18 protein-coding genes are annotated in these 19433 nt (G+C 64.1%); 3 read left to right on the top strand and 15 right to left on the bottom strand.

The annotated features are described in order from the left end of the window. Positions 1-397: 397 nt before the first annotated feature. The 14 genes from hemE to CEY05_RS14900 all read right to left on the bottom strand — a co-directional run bounded on the left by hemE (position 398) and on the right by CEY05_RS14900 (position 14759). Positions 398-1474, bottom strand: a complete 1077-nt coding sequence (gene hemE / locus CEY05_RS14835) for a uroporphyrinogen decarboxylase (RefSeq protein ID WP_088599066.1) — start codon at positions 1472-1474, stop codon at positions 398-400. A gap of 66 nt (positions 1475-1540) precedes the next feature. Beyond that, positions 1541-2578 carry a hypothetical protein gene (locus CEY05_RS31725; protein ID WP_233161527.1) on the bottom strand — a complete coding sequence of 346 codons (1038 nt, stop codon included), beginning with the start codon at positions 2576-2578 and terminating at the stop codon, positions 1541-1543. Between the two features lie 139 nt (positions 2579-2717). Beyond that, positions 2718-3884, bottom strand: a complete 1167-nt coding sequence (locus tag CEY05_RS14845; protein WP_088599067.1) for a PepSY domain-containing protein — start codon at positions 3882-3884, stop codon at positions 2718-2720. Positions 3885-4070: 186 nt separating this feature from the next. After that, positions 4071-4496: a F0F1 ATP synthase subunit epsilon gene (locus CEY05_RS14850; protein ID WP_088599068.1), complete on the bottom strand. Its 426-nt coding sequence runs from the start codon at positions 4494-4496 to the stop codon at positions 4071-4073. Positions 4497-4505: 9 nt separating this feature from the next. Beyond that, positions 4506-5906 (bottom strand): F0F1 ATP synthase subunit beta, encoded by a 1401-nt coding sequence (gene atpD / locus CEY05_RS14855; RefSeq protein ID WP_088599069.1) that lies wholly within the window; start codon positions 5904-5906, stop codon positions 4506-4508. A gap of 60 nt (positions 5907-5966) precedes the next feature. Beyond that, a complete protein-coding gene (gene atpG / locus CEY05_RS14860) occupies positions 5967-6878 on the bottom strand; it encodes a F0F1 ATP synthase subunit gamma (protein WP_088599070.1) in 912 nt (303 codons plus the stop codon). Positions 6879-6985: 107 nt separating this feature from the next. Further along, positions 6986-8527 (bottom strand): F0F1 ATP synthase subunit alpha, encoded by a 1542-nt coding sequence (atpA, locus tag CEY05_RS14865; protein WP_088599071.1) that lies wholly within the window; start codon positions 8525-8527, stop codon positions 6986-6988. A 35-nt stretch (positions 8528-8562) separates the two neighbouring features. Continuing rightward, positions 8563-9105, bottom strand: coding sequence for a F0F1 ATP synthase subunit delta (locus CEY05_RS14870; protein WP_088599072.1), 543 nt, complete (start codon positions 9103-9105; stop codon positions 8563-8565). A gap of 12 nt (positions 9106-9117) precedes the next feature. Further along, a complete protein-coding gene (locus CEY05_RS14875) occupies positions 9118-9588 on the bottom strand; it encodes a F0F1 ATP synthase subunit B (protein ID WP_088599073.1) in 471 nt (156 codons plus the stop codon). Positions 9589-9723: 135 nt separating this feature from the next. Next, complete coding sequence (gene atpE, locus CEY05_RS14880; RefSeq protein ID WP_003815363.1) at positions 9724-9966, bottom strand: F0F1 ATP synthase subunit C; 243 nt, start codon at positions 9964-9966, stop codon at positions 9724-9726. A 145-nt stretch (positions 9967-10111) separates the two neighbouring features. Next, positions 10112-10993 (bottom strand): F0F1 ATP synthase subunit A, encoded by an 882-nt coding sequence (atpB, locus tag CEY05_RS14885; RefSeq protein ID WP_088599074.1) that lies wholly within the window; start codon positions 10991-10993, stop codon positions 10112-10114. A 69-nt stretch (positions 10994-11062) separates the two neighbouring features. After that, a complete protein-coding gene (locus CEY05_RS14890) occupies positions 11063-11560 on the bottom strand; it encodes an ATP synthase subunit I (protein WP_088599075.1) in 498 nt (165 codons plus the stop codon). A gap of 655 nt (positions 11561-12215) precedes the next feature. Then, complete coding sequence (locus tag CEY05_RS14895; protein WP_088599076.1) at positions 12216-13715, bottom strand: DUF1254 domain-containing protein; 1500 nt, start codon at positions 13713-13715, stop codon at positions 12216-12218. Positions 13716-13982: 267 nt separating this feature from the next. Then, on the bottom strand, positions 13983-14759 hold the full coding sequence (locus CEY05_RS14900) for an enoyl-CoA hydratase (RefSeq protein ID WP_088599077.1): 777 nt from the start codon (positions 14757-14759) through the stop codon (positions 13983-13985). Between the two features lie 197 nt (positions 14760-14956). On the opposite strand from CEY05_RS14900, the gene CEY05_RS14905 reads away from it, so the two are divergent. Next, positions 14957-16726, top strand: a complete 1770-nt coding sequence (locus tag CEY05_RS14905) for a M61 family metallopeptidase (RefSeq protein ID WP_088599078.1) — start codon at positions 14957-14959, stop codon at positions 16724-16726. A 14-nt stretch (positions 16727-16740) separates the two neighbouring features. Here the strand turns inward: CEY05_RS14905 and CEY05_RS14910 are convergent, their stop codons facing one another. Next, on the bottom strand, positions 16741-17748 hold the full coding sequence (locus CEY05_RS14910; protein WP_088599079.1) for an NAD(P)/FAD-dependent oxidoreductase: 1008 nt from the start codon (positions 17746-17748) through the stop codon (positions 16741-16743). A gap of 245 nt (positions 17749-17993) precedes the next feature. On the opposite strand from CEY05_RS14910, the gene folB reads away from it, so the two are divergent. Then, a complete protein-coding gene (gene folB, locus CEY05_RS14915) occupies positions 17994-18353 on the top strand; it encodes a dihydroneopterin aldolase (protein ID WP_088599249.1) in 360 nt (119 codons plus the stop codon). A 15-nt stretch (positions 18354-18368) separates the two neighbouring features. Then, on the top strand, positions 18369-19406 hold the full coding sequence (gene ttcA / locus CEY05_RS14920) for a tRNA 2-thiocytidine(32) synthetase TtcA (RefSeq protein WP_088599080.1): 1038 nt from the start codon (positions 18369-18371) through the stop codon (positions 19404-19406). Positions 19407-19433: the final 27 nt, after the last annotated feature.

Genomic DNA, 19433 nt, shown 5'->3' on the forward strand with positions numbered 1-19433 from the left:
GGGCGGAGCGGATGGCGGCATGGGAAGGGACACAATCGGCAAAAAGGATGAGGGTCTGGAGTGGTGGCTGGAATTAAAGTGAATTCTGCAAATGGACGCTAAGGCTCTGTCCCGCCGTGACTTGAAACACCGCTGAAACGTAGCCTGACGTCCTGTGGATAACTTTGGGGAAAATCTTTGGGATATCCCCTCACTGCCGGGCTACCACAAGCTCAAGATTCACGCCAAATATTTTTTGATTTAATTTTATCGCTATCAATCAAGCACTTAGCGAAACTTTCCAGATTGAAACTAAGAAGATGCACTGTTTTGCTTATACCCTCGTTGCTGTGCACAACTTGGATTTGAAGCGGGCCGTGGTAGCGCCAAACCGGCGAAGCGATTACTCACATAAGCGCTAGCTGGCGTGAAACGCGCGGCTGTAGCCATGCACTTCGTCGACCAATTCAGCTACAGCTTCAGGCGGAGTGAATTGCGAAATTCCGTGGCCCAGATTGAACACATGACCACCCTGTCCAACCTTGCCAAACCCGTCGATGACGCGGCGGGCCTCGGCCCGGACGGCGGGACCGCCACCGAACAAGGACATGGGATCGAGGTTGCCCTGCAGTGCCACGCTGTCGTTCACGCGCCGGCGTGCCTGGGCCAGGTTGACCGTCCAGTCCAGGCCCACGGCGTCGGCGCCACAGGCGGCGATATCTTCCAGCCACAGGCCGCCGCCCTTGGTGAACACGATCACCGGCACGCGCCGGCCTTCGTTTTCCCGCTTCAGGGCCGCGACCACCTGGCGCGTATACGCCAGGGAGAACTGCTGGTACAGGCCGTCGGCCAGCACGCCGCCCCAGCTGTCGAACAGCATGACGGCCTGGGCGCCGGCGTCGATCTGGGCGTTGAGATAGTTCGCCGTGGCTTGCGCGTTGATTTCCAGGATGCGATGCAGCAGGTCGGGACGGCCGTACAGCATGGACTTGATCAGGCGGTAGTCCGAACTGCCCTTGCCTTCGACCATGTAACACGCGACGGTCCAGGGGCTGCCCGCGAAACCGATCAGGGGCACGCGGCCGTCCAGCTCGCGGCGGATCAGCGACACCGCATCGAAGACGTAACGCAGCGCGTCCATGTCCGGCACCCTCAGCGCGTCGACATCGCTTTCGTCGCGCACGGGACGGTCGAAATGCGGCCCCTCGCCCGCACGAAACTCCAGGCCCAGGCCCATGGCGTGGGGCACGGTAAGAATGTCGGAGAACAGGATGGCCGCGTCCAGCGGATAACGCTCCAGCGGCTGCAGGGTCACTTCGGCGGCGAACGCCGGGTTCTGTGCCAGGCCCATGAAGGAGCCCGCGCGGGCCCGGGTCGCATTGTATTCCGGCAGGTAGCGGCCGGCCTGGCGCATCAGCCACACGGGCGTGTACGGGACCGGCTCGCGCGACAGCGCGCGCAGGAATACGTCGTTCTTCAGCGTGGCAGTGGACACAGGCTTCTCTGGTTCTTTCTCTTGATCAAGCCGGCCATTTTACCCTCTGGCCTCGGGCATGCCCGGTCAGTCGTCTTCCTCCGCGCCTTCGTGGACGCGATAGGGGTCGGCGTCGATGGCATGCTTGCGCATCAAAGCCCAAAAGGCGCGCCTGTGCTTGGCCGACGCGCGGGCAGCGCTGGCCACGTTACCGGCGTGGCGCGACAGCGCCGTGCGGACGTAATCGCGCTCGAAACAACCGACCACCCGGGACTTGGCCACGCGAAACGGCTCGTCCGGGGTGATGCCCGGCATGCGGCGCGGGCCGGCGGCGCCGCACGCCCCCAGCGCGGCCCGGTCCGCCGAACGGCGCTGGCTGGCGAGTTCGTCCAGGAAGGAGATCGCATCGGGATCCTCGTCATATCTGCCATCGGCGTCCGCGGTGGCTGCAGGGGCCGCCGCGGCATTCAGCCCCGGCGCGCCCGGCGCATGCGGACGGTCGCTACCGGGCCGCGCCCGCCCCGGGCGCTCCGCCCCCCGCCTGATGACGTCATAGCTGACCATCGTGTCATTGATGGACAGGGCCACCGGTGCCTGCAGCGTATAGGCCACGGGCGCCAGGTCCGCGCGCGGCGCCGTTTCGGCCAGGCGCGACAGGCGCGCGCGCAACTCGTCCGCGCAGGCGCGATGCAGGGCGAAGTCCTGCAGCCCCAACACCAGCAGGTCCTGCACGGCCGCGGCCTTCAGGCCCCGCGCCAGGGCCAGCAACGGCGTATGCAATTGCGAACGGGCGCAAGCCAGTGCAGTGCGGGTCCAGGCCACCGTAGCGGGGGTGACCGGCAGGACGCACACGTCGTAGCGGCGCAGGGGGATGGCCAGGCGTGACAGCACCTCGGCGGGGACTTCCATCGCCGGCGCGCCGCCAGGCACCGTGGGCACCATGGCCGCCGTGGACGCATGCACGGCTGACGCCGTGCCGGCCGGACCGCCCAGGGTTTTCTCGTCGAAGTGCACGGGATAGAGCCGCAAACGGCCCAGGGCCTGGGCATGCCGGCTGATCCATTCCAGCATCCAGCCGTGATGCGGCGGCACCATCAATACACCGCAGTCCAGCGTCTCGCGCATTGTTCGCTACTCCCGTATGTCTTTTGCCTTGGAGACCCAAGGCTAGAGATCGGTGAGTACCCGGGCAATACGGAAGCTCCGCATTGCAACGCCCACTTAAGGGAAAAGCTGCACGGATGCTTTGGTCGCCGGTGGGGCGTCAGGCGCGTGCGTCGGCCCAGGCCTTGTGGCGCGCTTCCAGTTCCGCGATGCGTGCGGCAGCGGTGCGGCGCCGCGCGATCCACAGATACAGGCCGCTGCCCAGCACGATGATGGTCACCACGTCCAGCAAGGCCCAGATGATCTTCAGGGGCATGCCGCCGTAGTCGCCGAAATGCAGGGGCCGTGACACTTCCAGCGCGCGCAGGTACCAGGGCATCTCGACCTGGGCGGATAATTTACCCGTCTGCGCGTCCAGCAGCGCGGGGCTGAACAGGCGCGAAGTCAGCGGCGTCTGGCCCTTGGACCAGGTGATGAAGTGATAAGGGCTGCCATAGGCGTTGCCGGGGAAGGTGATGGACGTCAACGTCATGCCAGGCGACGACTTGCTCACGGTCGCGGCAATGGCGTCCAGGGACGCCAACTGGCCCAGTTGCGGCGTCGGCTTGCCGCGATAAGGTTCCAGCAGTCCCTGCAAGGCGGTGGACTGCCAGTAGCGGAACATCGGCGTGGAGAGCTCGTTGATCACGCCCGTCAGGCCGACCACGAAAGCCCAGACCAGCGTGACAACGCCCAGCAGGTTATGCAGGTCCAGCCATTTGATGCGTGCGGAACGGTCGCCGCGCACCGTGCCGAATTCGATCTTCTTCATGAAGGGGCCGTACAGGACGACACCCGAAACCACGGCCACCACGAACAGCAGGCCCATGAAACCCAGGAACAGTTCGCCAGGCAGATCCGCGAACAGGTCCATATGCAGGCGCAGCATGACGTCCATGAAGCTATGGCCTTCCTGCGCCGAGGACCCGATGGCCTTCACCACTTCACCGGTGTGCGCGTCGAAACGCAGCGCATGGTTGAGCGATTTGTCGGCACGATTGGGGGTCATGCCCAGATAGACCTGCGGTTCATCGTCGTCGATGAAGACGTACTCGATGGCCTCGTTGGGAAACATGCGCGAGGCGGTCGCCACCATCCCGTCCAGGCTGGCGCGCGGCGTGCCTTCCGGCACCTGGGCGTAGGGCTTGGCATCATCGAGCCAGTGCTCGATTTCCTCGTGGAAAACCAGCGGCAACCCGGTCACACAGATGATGAGCAGGAAAATCGTGCAGACCAGGCTGGTCCATTTGTGTATCGCGTACCACGTCTTGATCGGCAGCTTGGCCATCCTGGAGGTCTCCGCGGGGCTGACTGAATAGTTGAATGACAATCGATCTCAACATTTTAGCCAGATATGCAGACATGTTGCGCAAGGCACAAAAAAACCAGGCCCGAGGCCTGGTTTTTTTTGCTGGGGTAAGCAAGCCCGCAAGGGCTGCCGACACACCAGCAGGATCGCTCAGCGCTGAAGCGCTTAGTGCGTACCGCGACCGCCGCGCAAACGGCGCGCCGCGATGGCTTGCGCCGTCAGCATCGCCAGTTCAGCTTCGACCACGGCGATGTCCGCCGTGTCCTTGGCATTGCGCAAGGCCTCTTCGGCCTTCTTGCGCGCGGCTTCGGCCTTGGCTTCATCCAGGTCGGCAGCGCGGATAGCGGTGTCGGCCAAGACCGTCACGCTGCCCGGTTGCACTTCCAGGATGCCCCCGGCGACGAAGACGTTTTCTTCGCCATCGTCGGCTCGCACGATTTTCAGCGTCCCCGGACGAATCCGCGAAATCAGCGGGGTGTGCCCCGGCAGGATGCCGAGCTCGCCCGCTTCGCCAGGCAGAACCACGAATTTCGCCTCACCGGAGAAAATCGACGCTTCCGCGCTGACGACATCAACATGCAGGGTAGCCATATCCGATCCTTATTGCAGTTTCTTGGCCTTCTCGAAGGCCTCGTCGATGGTACCGACCATGTAGAAAGCCTGCTCGGGCAGCGCATCGCACTCGCCGTTGACGATCATCTTGAAACCACGGATGGTTTCGGCCAAGGGCACGTACTTGCCAGGCGAGCCGGTGAACACTTCGGCCACGTGGAAAGGCTGCGACAGGAAACGCTGGATCTTGCGGGCGCGCGCCACGCTCAGCTTGTCTTCCGGCGACAGTTCGTCCATACCCAGAATGGCGATGATGTCGCGCAGTTCCTTGTACTTCTGCAGCGTCTGTTGAACGGCGCGGGCAGTGGCGTAGTGCTCTTCGCCAACCACTTGCGGGTCCAGCTGGCGGCTGGTCGAGTCCAACGGTTCGACGGCGGGGTAGATACCCAGGGCGGCGATATCACGCGACAGCACCACGGTCGAGTCCAAATGCTGGAAGGTGGTGGCAGGCGACGGGTCGGTCAAGTCATCCGCCGGCACGTAAACGGCCTGGATGGAGGTGATCGAGCCAGTCTTGGTCGAGGTGATGCGCTCTTGCAGCTTGCCCATTTCCTCGGCCAGCGTCGGCTGGTAACCCACTGCCGACGGCATACGGCCCAGCAGCGCGGACACTTCCGTGCCGGCCAGGGTGTAGCGGTAGATGTTGTCGACGAAGAACAGGATGTCGCGGCCTTCGTCGCGGAACTTCTCGGCCATGCTCAGGCCGGTCAGCGCCACGCGCAGACGGTTGCCGGGAGGTTCGTTCATCTGGCCGAACACCATGGCGACCTTGTCCAGAACGTTCGACTCTTCCATTTCATGGTAGAAGTCGTTGCCTTCGCGGGTACGCTCGCCCACACCGGCGAACACCGACAAGCCGCTGTGCTGCTTGGCGATGTTGTTGATCAGTTCCATCATGTTGACGGTCTTGCCCACGCCGGCGCCGCCGAACAGGCCGACCTTGCCGCCCTTGGCGAACGGGCACACCAGGTCGATAACCTTGATGCCGGTTTCCAGCAGTTCGACGGAAGGCGACAGTTCGTCAAAGCGCGGCGCTTCCTGGTGGATGGCGCGCTTTTCTTCGTGCTGAATGGGGCCGGCTTCGTCGATCGGACGACCCAGCACATCCATGATGCGACCCAGCGTGCCGACGCCGACCGGCACCGAGATGGGGGCGCCGGTGCCGGCGACTTGCATGCCGCGGCGCAGGCCGTCGCTGGAGCCCAGCGCGATGGTACGAACCACGCCGTCGCCCAGCTGTTGCTGGACTTCGAGGGTCAGGCCCTTTTCCACGAACGAAGTCCCTTCATCCACCAGGGTGAGGGCTTCATAGATCTTGGGCATGTGATCGCGGGGGAACTGAATATCCACCACGGCGCCGATGCACTGAACGATGGTTCCGTTGCTCATGTCGATTCCTTTGATAACTTTCCTGTCGGGATGCAGCATCCGCGGACGTCCTGCTGGACGTCAGACGGCGGCGGCGCCCCCCACGATTTCCGAAATTTCCTTGGTGATCGCGGCTTGGCGGGTCTTGTTGTAGACCAGCTGCAATTCGCCGATAACCTTCTTGGCATTGTCCGAGGCGGCCTTCATGGCCACCATGCGAGCCGACTGCTCCGAGGCCATGTTCTCGGCGACTGCCTGGTACAACACGCCTTCGACATAGCGATGCAACAGCTCGTCGATGACCGTACGCGCGTCGGGTTCGTAGATGTAGTCCCAGCTGTACTCCGACTTCACTTCAGCGTGGCTCGCTTCGGTGGAATTCGGGCTGTGGAAGGGATCTTCCATCTTGGCATCCGGCAGCGGCAGCAGACGCAGGAACACGGGCTCCTGCTTCATCGTGTTGATGAAGCGGGTCGTGGCCACGTACAGCTCGTCGATACGGCCGTCCAGATACGCATCGACCTGAACCTTGATGGCGCCCAGCAGGCGTTCGAGGTTGGGCGCATCGCCCAGCCCGATTTCCTGCGACACCAGGTTCGCCTTGATGCGGGTCAGCAGCCCCAGGCCCTTGTTGCCCAGCGCCGTGGCCTGCACTTGCACGCCCTTTTGCTGGAACTCCTTGAGCTTGGCCAGGGCCACGCGCGACACGTTCGTGTTCAAACCGCCGCACAAGCCCTTGTCGGTGGTCACCAGAACCACACCCACCGCCTTGACCTGTTCGCGTTCGATCAGGAAGGGGTGGCTGTACTCGGGATTGGCCTGCATAAGGTGCGCAGCGATCTCGCGCACCTTGGTGGCATACGGACGGCCCGCGCGCATCCGCTCCTGCGCCTTGCGCATCTTGGATGCGGCGACCATTTCCATCGCCTTGGTGATCTTGCGCGTGTTTTGCACGCTCTTGATCTTGGTTCGGATTTCCTTGATTCCGGGCATTGCGCTTTCCTGGTGTGACGGGCCGGCGGCTGGAGGGCGGCGCCGGCCCCGTTACGCTGGGACCGGCGGAATCCGCCGGCGCCAACCTAACGGGCAGTCAAGGTGTCTTAAAACGCACCGTGCTTCTTGAACTCCGCGATGGCGGCGGCCAGTTCGGCCTCGTCATCCTTCGACAGTTCCTTGGTGTCCTCGACGCGCTGGATCAGACCTTCGTGCTTGGCCTTGACGTGATCCTTCAGGGCCTTTTCGAAAGCCAGCACCTGCGGCACATCGACGTCGTCCAGATAGCCGTTGTTGACCGTGTACAGCGTGATGGCCAGTTCCCACACTTGCAGCGGCTGGTATTGCGGCTGCTTGAGCAGTTCGACCACGCGCTTGCCGCGTTCCAGCTGGCGACGGGTGGCGTCGTCCAGATCGGAAGCGAACTGCGCGAAGGCGGCCAGTTCACGGTACTGCGCCAAGTCGGTACGGATACCGCCGGACAGCTTCTTGACGACCTTGGTCTGGGCAGCACCACCGACGCGCGACACCGAGATACCGGCGTTGATGGCGGGGCGGACACCGGCGTTGAACAGGTCGGTTTCCAGGAAGATCTGGCCGTCCGTGATCGAGATCACGTTGGTCGGCACGAAAGCGGAAACGTCACCGGCTTGGGTTTCGATGATGGGCAGGGCGGTCAACGAACCGGTCTTGCCCTTCACGGCGCCGTTGGTGAACTTTTCGACGTACTCTTCGTTCACGCGGGCAGCGCGTTCCAGCAGGCGCGAGTGCAGGTAGAACACGTCGCCGGGGTAGGCTTCGCGGCCCGGCGGGCGGCGCAGCAGCAGCGACACCTGACGGTAGGCCCAGGCCTGCTTGGTCAGATCGTCATAAATGATCAGCGCGTCTTCGCCGCGGTCGCGGAAGTATTCGCCCATCGTGCAACCGGCGTACGGGGCCAGGTATTGCATGGCGGCCGAATCCGAAGCCGTGGCGGCGACGATGATCGTGTAGTCCATGGCGCCGTGCTCTTCGAGCTTGCGCAGGACGTTGTTGATGGTCGATGCCTTCTGGCCGATGGCGACGTACACGCAGGTGACGCCCTTGCCCTTCTGGCTGATGATGGTATCGACAGCCACGGCGGTCTTGCCGGTCTGGCGGTCGCCGATGATCAGCTCGCGCTGGCCACGGCCGATGGGCACCATGGCGTCGATAGCCTTGACGCCGGTCTGCAGGGGTTGCGACACCGAGCGGCGGGCGATAACGCCAGGCGCCACTTTTTCGATGATGTCGGTTTCCTTGGTGTTGACCGGGCCCTTGCCGTCGATGGGCTCGCCCAGCGTGTTGACCACGCGGCCTTTCAGTTCCGGACCGACCGGGACTTCCAGGATGCGGCCGGTCGTCTTGACCTGGTCGCCTTCGGAAACGCCGGTGTAGTCGCCCAGAATCACGGCGCCGACGGAGTCGCGCTCGAGGTTCAGCGCGAGGCCGAAAACGTTGTTGGGAAATTCGAGCATTTCGCCCTGCATCACGTCGGACAGACCATGGATGCGGGTAATACCGTCGGTCACGGAAACCACCGTGCCCTGGGTGCGAATATCGGTCGAAGCGCCCAGGCCCTCGATGCGGCTCTTGAGCAGTTCGCTGATCTCGGAGGGATTGAGTTGCATGTTCAGACTCCTGGAATCCTGTTTAGTCGCCTGGCTTACGCCGACAGCGTGTCGCGCATGCGGGCCAATTGGGCTTGCACGGATGTATCGAGTACCTGGTCGCCGACCGCCACGCGCACGCCGCCGATCAGCGACGAGTCCACCGTGACGCGCGGCTTGAGCTTCAGCCCGAACTTCAGTTCGAGCGCCGAGGTCAGGTCCTTGACCTGGGCTTCGGACATTTCGAATGCGCTGGTGATGTCAGCCTGCGCCGACCCTTCGTGACGATTCTTCAGCGTCACGAACTGGCTGGCGATTTCAGGCAGGAGCAGCAAGCGGTCATTCTGGGCGAGCAGCTCGATGAAGTTGCGTGCTGCCTGAGGCACCTCGCCCTTCAGCAGGCCGGTGAAGGTCTGCGCGCGCTGTGCGTCGTCCAGACGCGGGTCGGCCATGGCCTCGCGCACGTCCGCATTGGACGCCACTTGTGCCATTGCGCTCACCAGATCGGACCAGCTTTGCAGCCCGCTGGTCTTGTCGTCGAGCGCGGCGCCGAAGAGTGCCTCGGCGTAAGGTCTGGCGACAGTCGATAGTTCAGCCATGACGTTCCTGGATTAAAGCTGCGCCTTGAGCTGGTTGAGCAGCTCGGCGTGGGCGCGGGCGTCAACCTCGCGCTTGAGGATCTGTTCGGCGCCCTTGACTGCCAGGGCAGCCACGTCGTCGCGCAGGGAGTCACGCACGCGCTGACCTTCCAGCTCGGCGTCCTGCTTGGCTTGCGCCACGATACGCGCACGTTCCGCTTCGGCTTCGCGGCGGGCCTGCTCGATCAGCTGGTTCGCCTGCTTTTCCGCCTCGACGATACGGGCGTGGTTTTCGGACTTGGCAGAGGCCTCGATGAGGCTGATGCGCGCCTGCGCCTGAGCCAGGTCAGCCTTGCCCTTTTCGGCGGAGGCCAGGCCGTCAGCAATTTTCTGGCGGCGTTCGTCCATCGCCTTCGTCAGGGGCGGCCACACGAATTTCATCGTGAACCAGCCCAGAACGAAGAACACGAGCATCTGGAAGATGATTGTCGCGTTCAGATTCACGGTCGTTCCCTTTAAACCCTTAAGGCTCCGGCGTCTTCATCGAAGACGCCGCGAGCACTCGATACTGTGCCGGCGGTAAGACGCGAGGCGCGCCGCCGGACTCCATGCCCGCCGCCAGGCGACGGGACTTCGCCTTTAGCCGACGAACGGGTTGGCGAACGCGAACAGCATGGCGATACCAACACCGATCAGGAACGCGGCGTCGATCAGGCCAGCCAGCAGGAACATCTTGGTTTGCAGGGCGTTCATCAGTTCAGGCTGACGAGCCGAAGCTTCCAGGTATTTGCCCCCCATCAGCGCGATACCGATGCAAGCGCCGATAGCGCCCAGACCGATGATGAGACCGCAAGCGAGAGCAACGAAAGCTACGTTGGTCATGACAACTCCTTGTTTAGAAATCTGAAGTCAAAAATATTGGTAAGGGGTAAAGCAAGAGGTACAGCGCTATGCAAGAAGATCTTGCTGCCGATACGGGAATACTCCCCCGCATCGACGAACTCGGGGCGTCCGGGCTACCGGTCTATCAATGCCCTTCGTGTGCCTGGCCGATGTAGACCAGGGTCAACATCATGAAGATGAAGCCCTGCAGCAACACGATCAGGATGTGGAAAATAGCCCAGATGGAGCCGGCCAGAATCTGGCCAATCCCCAAACCGATGCTGGTGGCGTTGAAACCCGTCCAGGCGCCGCCCAGCAGGGCGATCAGCATGAACAGGAGTTCACCGGCAAACATGTTGCCGAACAACCGCATGCCCAGCGAAACGGACTTGGCGGCGTACTCGATGAGGTTCAACAGCAGGTTGAACGGCAGCAGGACGATTGCCATGACGCCGTGGCCATGGAAAGGTGCGCTGATCAGGTCTTTGACGAAACCGCCCGGGTGCTTGATCTTGATGCCGTAATAGAACATCAGCAGCAGCACGCCCAGCGACATGCCCATCGGCACGTTCAGGTCGGCGGTCGGCAGAATGCGGTGGTAGTACAGGGGATCGCCGTGATGCGAACCCAGGCCGATCCAACGGAAGATGGTGGCGGGCAGATCGACGGGAACGAAGTCCAGCGCGTTCATCATGACGATCCACAGGAACACCGTCAGCGCCAGCGGCGACACGAAACGACGCGACACTTCATTGTGGACGATGCCCTTGGCCTGTTCTTCGACCATGTCGACCAGCGATTCCACGAACATCTGGAACCGGCCCGGAACGCCACTGGTGGCCTTGCGGGCAGCACGCCAGAGGAAGAACACCACGACCAGGCCCATCAGGATGGACCAGAACAGCGAGTCGTAGTTGACGATATTGAATTGGGCGATGGCGGACTGCTTTTCACCCAAATTATTCAGATGCACCAGATGGTGCTGGATATATTCCGACTGAGGCGACACGTCGCTGGCGGCAGCCATGTGATTCCTACCCTGTATGCTGTCGCTGGCGCAGGCGCCAGCCGTTAGAACAAAAACTTTGATGCGTCGCTATGACAACTTGCCTGTCATCAGCAGCAATACATGCCCTTTGAGCACGCACAACAAACCGATCAACAGCGCCGGCCAGACGATATGCCCGCGGCCCAGATACACCGTGAGCCCCAACAATAAAACCGTCATGCCCAGCTTGAATGCTTCACCCAGGAAAAACGTGAACGGGTTGGCCCGTCCAGGTTGGTGCGCGTTGAGCAACAAGCGCAGCGCAAACAGGGTATTCGGTAGGAAATAAGCCCCCGCCCCCGCCAACGCCGACCAAGCTGCCGCCGACCCCGCTACCGCCCCGGCAATCACCGTCGCCAGCAATGCCATCACACCTTGAGCCATGATCGCCCGCACCAGCCCCCGACCGGCTCTCGCATCCAGCGCCGCCTTGTCCGCGGCACTGAGCTTGATGCCTTCCGGCTCGTGCGCATGAGCGTGTGCCGCGTTCCGCGCGACCCGGTCCGCTACTGATGCGTCCCGGTTTTCCGTCTCATGCACTACCATGCCGCCCCCTGGTCACGACCGCCGACTTTCATCGGCCACCGCCTCCCGGTTGTCTTCACTATTTCTCACCACTCATTTACCTCCCCCGCCAGCGCCCGGCCTGTACTGCCCGGGACCCCTCCAACCAACTGGATTCGTAACAATCAGGGATTTTCGGCCACCCGCTCGGGTCACGACACGCCGACGCTCACGCGCCGCATGGTGAACTGCAAGCGGACTGTTAACCCGACCTATCTACCTGAAATTTCTACGAAAACCGAACAGCCAGAGATGCTTCTAACCGCGTGGGCACAGCGCTTGGGCCTGCTCTTCAGGACCCAATGTGCACCCGTGGGGATGTCTATGTCGTGATGTCTATAGTGAAGCTTATGTAATGAAAATTCCCTGCTGACGACGCGTCGCGTTGTTTATCCTGCAAGCGTCAAACTCTTGGAGTATAGCGTGTTAGTGACGCCCATCGCAAACGGAATAGCTGACGAGGCGCTGAGTGTACAACACTCATCTGGGGACATATCGCTTTGAAAAGGCAAAAAAAGGCGGCCCTCGCAGGCCGCCCCTAACGCGATCCCGACCATGGGGACAAGCCACGGCCGGCCGCGATCAGCGGAGGCCCGCCGGATGACCTTCCATCCGGCGGGTAAAACACCGAGCACTATCAGTCGCGCTTCACCGGCGGCGGCGCCCAGCTGCCGTCCAGGGCAATGCTGCGTGGCCAGTACAGGCGCATGTTCAACATGTACGGACCCGATTCCGGCGAGGGCAGCCAGTTGCTCTGCTTCTCGCGGCTCGGCACCTTGTGGCCGATGTAGATGTCCAGCGAACCGTCACTGTTGTATTTCAACGAATCGGTGCTGTGGAGTGCGTACTTGTTGGCCTGGTTGGCGGTGAAGGCCTGGTTCGGGCCGTACAGCATCAGCGACCAGAAGGCGTTCACCGGCGGCAGCTGGCCCTTGTCGAAGTGCAGGACATAATCCTCGTCACCGTCCAGGGCGCGGCCCTTGGAGTCGATCGAGGTGACCGGATACATCACGTCTTCCGGCACGCCGGCGCCCAGGCCCGCGTAAGCGATGGCGGCGCGGCGCAGATAGTCGGTGCCGTAGGTGCCGATGCCTTCGGATACGGTGTTCCAGCCGTTGTAGCCGTCGCCCAGCCCGGCCACGTAGTCGGCGATACGGCGGCCGGCCTCCGGACCGGCTTGCGCCAGGGCCTGCTGCACCGCCGGATCGAGCCTGCTGTAGGCCAGCGCCTGGCCGTTGCCCAGGCCGATGCGGCGCAGGCGATCCAGCATGGGATTGTCGTTGGCGTGCGGCGGGTTGTTGCGGACCACGTCAAGGAAAATGCCCCAGAAGGTGGCGGCGTCCATCGTGGCGATCTGGTCCGCCGGCGGTGTCTGCGTGTTGACGTTGGGATCGACGTTGCCGGCCACCGGCATATAGGTGCGGGCGCTTTGGCCGGGTTGGCTGTATGCCGGGCTGACCGTGCTCAGGGGCTGCGTCACCAGGCCCGACTGGAACTGGTTGACGCCAGGATAGTCGGCCGGACCGTTGGTCTGGACGTTGCCCAGCACCCAGCCGGTGGAGGTGGGGCTGCGCACCACGTCCACGCCGGGGGGCACCGTGCCTTGCCAGTACGGACCGACGATGGCGAAAGCCTGGGGCTTGTTGCCCACCGTGCGCGTGCCGCGCGAAGCGAACACGTCCGTCCACATGTCCAGCAGGGTCAGGTAGTAATAGCGGTTGCCGGCATCGGGCACGCGCACGATCAGCGGTTCACGGCTGACGTCGTACCACATGCTGGAATAGAGGGTGTCGGTGCTGGGCCAGCGCGCATTCGGGGTGTTCGCATCCGGGAACGCGGTCTTGTGGCCGAACATGTTCACCGGTGCGCGGCCATCCAGCGGCGTCTGCACATTGGTGGCACCACGGCGCGTCAGCTCCATCAGCACCATGGGATAGGCATATACATACGCATCGACCGCGATGTCATGCAGTTCCTGCCCGCTGACGGTGGCGGCGGCCACCGGCGCGGCGGCAGGCGTTTCGGAGACCAGGCGGAAGGTCGGCTGGGGCGACTGGGCCGCGGCCGCGCAGCTCATGCCGATCGCGCAGGCCAGGACGGCCAGGCGCAATGGGTGAGGACGTGAGAGATTACGCATCGGGGGGCTCCTTTGAGATTGCCTTGGGCTGCTGAGGCTGAATAGGCGCGCTCATCAGCAAGCGAGATGCCGGCTGTCAGGATAGGCCCCGGGCCGCGAAACAGATTTCGCCCATGCGTTTCAAGTCGCAACGGTGACAGGGCGGGCTGCACCGCTTACAGCCCGCCGCCACGCCGCCGAGCCCACACGAGCGCACGCCTCGTGCTGGCTTCAGGTATGGTGCGATCTGGCGGGGCGCGCCAGCCCCGCCAGCCGATGCAACAAATACTAACGATGCTTGAAGCGGGCTTCGCGCTTTTCGATGAAGGCGGTCATGCCTTCTTTCTGGTCCTCGGTCCCGAACAGGGAGTGGAAGACGCGGCGCTCGAACAGCAGGCCTTCATTGAGCGAGCTCTCGAAAGCACGGTTGACCGACTCCTTCGCCATCATCACCGAAGCGATCGACATCGAGGCGATCACGGTGGCCGCCTCGATGGCCTCGTCCAGCAGCTTGGCGGCCGGCACCACGCGCGAGACCAGCCCTGCCCGCTCGGCTTCCTCGGCGCCCATCATGCGCCCGGTCAGGACCAGATCCATGGCCTTGGCCTTGCCGACGGCACGCGGCAGGCGCTGGGTCCCGCCAGCGCCGGGAATCACGCCCAGCTTGATTTCGGGCTGGCCGAACCTGGCGCTGTCGGCGGCGATCAGCATGTCGCACATCATGGCCAGTTCGCAGCCGCCGCCCAGGGCGTAGCCGCCCACCGCGGCGATGACCGGCTTGCGCACGCGCTTGAGCGTTTCCCAATTGCGCGTGATGTAGTCGCTGCGGTACACGTCCATATACGACCAGTCTTTCATGGCGCCGATGTCGGCGCCGGCGGCGAACGCTTTTTCGCTGCCGGTGATGACGATGGCACCGATGCTGTCATCGCCATCGAACGCCAGCAAGGCCGCGCCCAGTTCGTCCATCAAGGCGTCGTTGAGCGCGTTCAGGGCCTTGGGCCGATTAAGCGTCAATAAACCCACCCGGCCACGGGTTTCGACCAGCACCAACGATTCGCTCATGGTTGTCTCCTGAAGGCCGGCCCCCGCGGGGCGCGACCAAGGTTGCATAAATATTCAAAGCTGTTTGAAGGGCCGCCCCCGCGGGGGCGGCATACTCGCACAGCTTCAGAGGGGATCAAGACCGATTTTTTAGCATTTAGAATGCAGCAATCAATACACATTAATAAGCACATTAATACGCAAGCGACCGCATCCTCATGACGCATCCCATAATTTACCGCTTGGAACCCCACGACCTGGCCGGCCATCGCTACCGCGTCACGCTGACCATAGACCAGCCGGATGTCGATGGCCAGTCCCTGTCGCTGCCGGCCTGGATTCCGGGCAGTTACCTGATCCGGGATTTCTCGCGCCAGATCGAAACCCTGGCCGCGCGCGCCGGCGGACGGCGCCTGCGGGTGCGCAAGACCGATAACCATACCTGGAAAGTCGCGCCTTGCGACGGGCCGCTGGTGGTGGAATATACGGTGTACGCGTGGGACCTGTCGGTGCGCGGTGCGCATCTGGACGAAACGCACGGCTTCTTCAATGGCACCAGCGTGTTCCTGTGCGTCGAGGGCCAGGCCCAGCAGCCCTGCCTGCTGGACATCGCGCCGCCGCCGGGCATCGCCGACTGGAAGGTCTACACCAGCCTGCCTGAAGCACGCGGCATCGCCGGCGCGGCGCGGCGGCATGGCTTCGGGCTGTATCGCGCGCCTGACTATGACGCACTGATCGACCATCCGGTGGAAATGGGCACGCCGCAAGTGGCGCGCTTCGAAGCGCATGGGGCCGAACATGAGCTGGTGTTCACGGGCGTGATGCCGCGCCTGGACCTGCCGCGCATCGTCGAGGATGTGCAACGCATCTGCGCCACGCAGATCGCCTTCTTCGAGCCGGGCAGCAAGCGCGCGCCCTTTCTGGACAGCAGCGACCGCTACGTCTTCATGACCATGGTCACGGGCGACGGCTACGGCGGGCTGGAGCATCGCGCGTCGACCGCGCTGATGACCGCGCGCAAGGATCTGCCGGTGAAGGGGCAGATCGGCCAGGGCGAGGGTTACCGTACGTTCCTGGGCCTGGTCAGCCATGAATACTTCCACACCTGGAACGTCAAGCGCATCAAGCCGGCGGCGTTCGCGCCCTATGATCTGCGCACACCGGCGCTGACCCGGCTGCTGTGGGTGTTCGAAGGCTTCACGTCGTATTACGACGATCTGTTCCTGCTGCGTTCAGGCACCATCACCAGCAACGATTACCTGCGCATGCTGGGCAAGACCATCACCGCGGTGACGCGCGGCCCCGGCCGGCTCAAGCAATCGGTGGCGCAAAGTTCCTACGATGCCTGGACGCGCTACTACAAGCAGGACGAGAACTCGCCCAACGCCATCGTCAGCTACTACACCAAGGGTTCCCTGGTGGCGCTGGGGCTGGACCTGACCATACGCCAGGAATCCGCCGACCGCCATTCGCTCGACGACGTCATGCGGCTGCTGTGGCAACGCTACGGCCGCGATTTCTATCAGGGCCGGCCGCAAGGCATCGCCGAGGATGCCTTGCCTGCCCTGGTGCGCGAGGCCACCGGCGTGGACGTGCGGGCCTTCATCGAACGCTATACGGAGGGCCATGCGGACCTGCCCTTGGCCGAACTGCTGGCCGCACAGGGCATTACCTTGCAATGGACGACGGCATCCAACCTGCCCAGCCTGGATGCCCGCACGCGCAAGCAAGGTGAGGGGGTGGCGCTGGCTGGCGTGCTGGAAGGCGGCGCCGCGCACAAGGCGGGCCTGTCGGCGGGGGATGAACTGGTTGCCATCGACGGGCTGCGTGTAGCCGGGCCGGCCGGCCTGGAGTTGCTGATAGCGCAGTACCGGCCTGGCGATACGGTCACCATGCAGGTGTTCCGCCGTGACGAGCTACGCAGCTTCCGCGTACGGCTGGCGCCGCAGGCGCCGCTGGAATGCGTGTTGACGGGCGCCGCGCGGTAGGAAGGGAAGCCGGGCTACCGTTGCAAAGCGGCCTGGATCGCCTTCGCGGCGACCACGCCGTCGGCCATCGATGTGACCACACAGGGGTGCATGCGATTGGCGACCTCGCCGATGGCGTAGACCCCCTCGGCGCTGGCGCGCGCGGTGGCGAAGTCCGTGTGGATATAGCCACGCTCATCGCGCCGCAGGTCGAGCCCGGCGGCGAAATCCGCCTGCGGCTCCCAGCCGTACAGCACCAGCAGCAGATCGTAGGGATGGCCGTCGACGTGGCGGGCGACCGGGTCGACCCGGTAGCTGCCCACCCGCAAGTCCGCCGCCGGCACCGCGTCGACCAGTTGCGGCCGTGCCCGCACGCCACGGGCATACAGATGCACCGTGCGCGCGCCGCGGCGCTTCACATAGGCGTAATTCTCGAAACCGTTGTCGCCGCCCCCCAGGATGGCCACGGACAGGCCCGCATAGTCCTGCTCCACGATGGCCGAGCCCGGCCCCACCAGCACGCCGGGCCAACGGTCACCCGGCGCCGCCCCCGCCAGATTGCGGGCGCGCACGCCGGAGGCAATCACCAGATGACGGCCGAACAGGATGGTGGAAGCGTCTTCTGCCCCCTCCGCGGACCGAGCGGCCGCCAGCCCGTCGGAGCCGCCGCTCGACGCAGCACCGGCGCCTTGGCTGCCGCCCTGGTCTTTCTCCCTAACCGTCCGCCCTGCTGCAGACACCGCCTGCACGGTCACCTTGTAGCCCTCGTCAGCGCGGGCGACCGCCACGGCGCGGTGGCCGCGCAGCACCGGCACACCGGCCGCCTCGACGCTGCGGGCGATGTTGGCGCCCACCTGCTGGCCGGTCACGCCCGGCAACGTGGCGATCCAGTCGTCCGCGAAAGGATTGTCATTGGGCAGGCCGCCCAGGCGCGCATCGGCCTCCACCAGCAGCGGCGCCAGTCCCAGCCGGGCCAGCCAGATGGCGCAAGACGCCCCGGCCGGGCCGCCCCCCACGATGATGGCGTCGCGATATTGCGGCATTTCAATCTTTGCTCAAGTTGAATATGAAGAGAATTGTAGCGGCCGCGCCCCCCGGGCCAGCCGCGGCCCTGGCGATCAGCGCGTGGCGGGGTGGCTGCCTGGGTGGCTGCCGGCGTGGCAGCCGGCGGGGCAGCAATCCCGCGGGGCCGCGCACGCGGGCCGGGGCCGCGCCGCGCACACCGGCGTCGATCCGCCATCGCGCCCGGGGAACTACAATGCAGGGGCTCATTTCTCCGCTCCCCATCATGCCTACCCGCCGCATCATCTTTTCCCGCCTCGCCCTGGACGCCCGCATCGGCATCCTGGAACACGAACGCCGCGCCACGCAACCGCTGCACGTCGATGCCGAAATCGACGTCGACATCACCCGCGACGTGGACGACCATGACATCCACAGCGTGCTGGACTATCGCGCGCTGCGCGAAGTCATCGTGGCGGTGTGCACGCACTCGCACGTCAATCTCATCGAGACCCTGACCGACCAGGTGGCCGAGCGCCTGATGAATGACTTCAAGGACATCCGCGCGGTGCGCATCCGCATCAGCAAGCCGATGGCCTTTTCCGACTGCGCCGCCGTGGGCGTGGAGACCTACACGACTCGCTGACCTGCCTGCCCCATCATGAATGCTCTCGATCCCGCCGTGGCCCACGCCGCGGCAACGCTGCAAGCCACGCAAGCCAGGACAGCGGCCGAGGCCGCCAGGGACGGCCGTGCCAAGGCCCGCCTGGAAGCCAACAAGCTGGCCAAGCGGCTGGCGCGCGAAACCACGCGCGCGATCTCCGACTACAACATGATCGAGGCGGGCGACCGCGTCATGGTCTGCCTGTCCGGCGGCAAGGACTCCTACGGCATGCTCGACGTGCTGATGCGGCTGCGCGAACGGGCGCCCTTCCCTTTCGACCTGATCGCCGTCAACCTGGACCAGAAGCAGCCGGACTTCCCGGCCGACATCCTGCCCAATTACCTGCGTGACCTGGGCGTCCCCTTCCACATCGAAACGCGCGACACCTATTCGGTGGTCAAGCGCCTGGTACCGGAAGGCAAGACCATGTGCTCGCTATGCTCGCGCCTGCGCCGCGGCATCCTGTACCGCGTGGCTGACGAACTGGGCTGTACCAAGATCGCCCTGGGCCATCATCGCGATGACATCCTGGGCACGTTCTTCCTGAACATGTTCTATGGCGGCAAGCTCAAGGCCATGCCGCCGAAGCTGGTCTCCGACGACGGCCGCCACACCATCATCCGCCCGCTGGCCTATATCGAGGAGTCCGACCTCGCGGCTTATGCGGTGGAAAAGAACTTCCCCATCATTCCCTGCAACCTGTGCGGCACGCAGGAAAACCTCAAGCGCAAGGAAGTCGGACGCATGCTGAGGGAGTGGGATCGCAAATATCCGGGGCGGTCGTGGAGTGTTTTCAACGCCCTGGCCAGCGTGGCACCATCGCATCTGATGGACCGCCAGCTGTTCGATTTCGCCGGCCTGCGCCCCACCGGCCAGCCCGACGCGAACGGCGACACGGCCTTCGACCTGGAAGATCCGGTGGACGGCCTGGATGGCGGCGAGCAAGGCGGCGATGGCTGCGCGGCGCCGGCACCGCAGGACGCCCAACAGAGCGGCCCGCGCGAAACACCGCTGTCCTTCGTCAGGTTCGAATGAATCGATTGGGCGCGGGGGCCCGCCAAG

It is taken from the genome of Achromobacter sp. HZ34 (assembly GCF_002209485.1).
Classification (GTDB): Bacteria; Pseudomonadota; Gammaproteobacteria; order Burkholderiales; family Burkholderiaceae_B; genus Bordetella_C.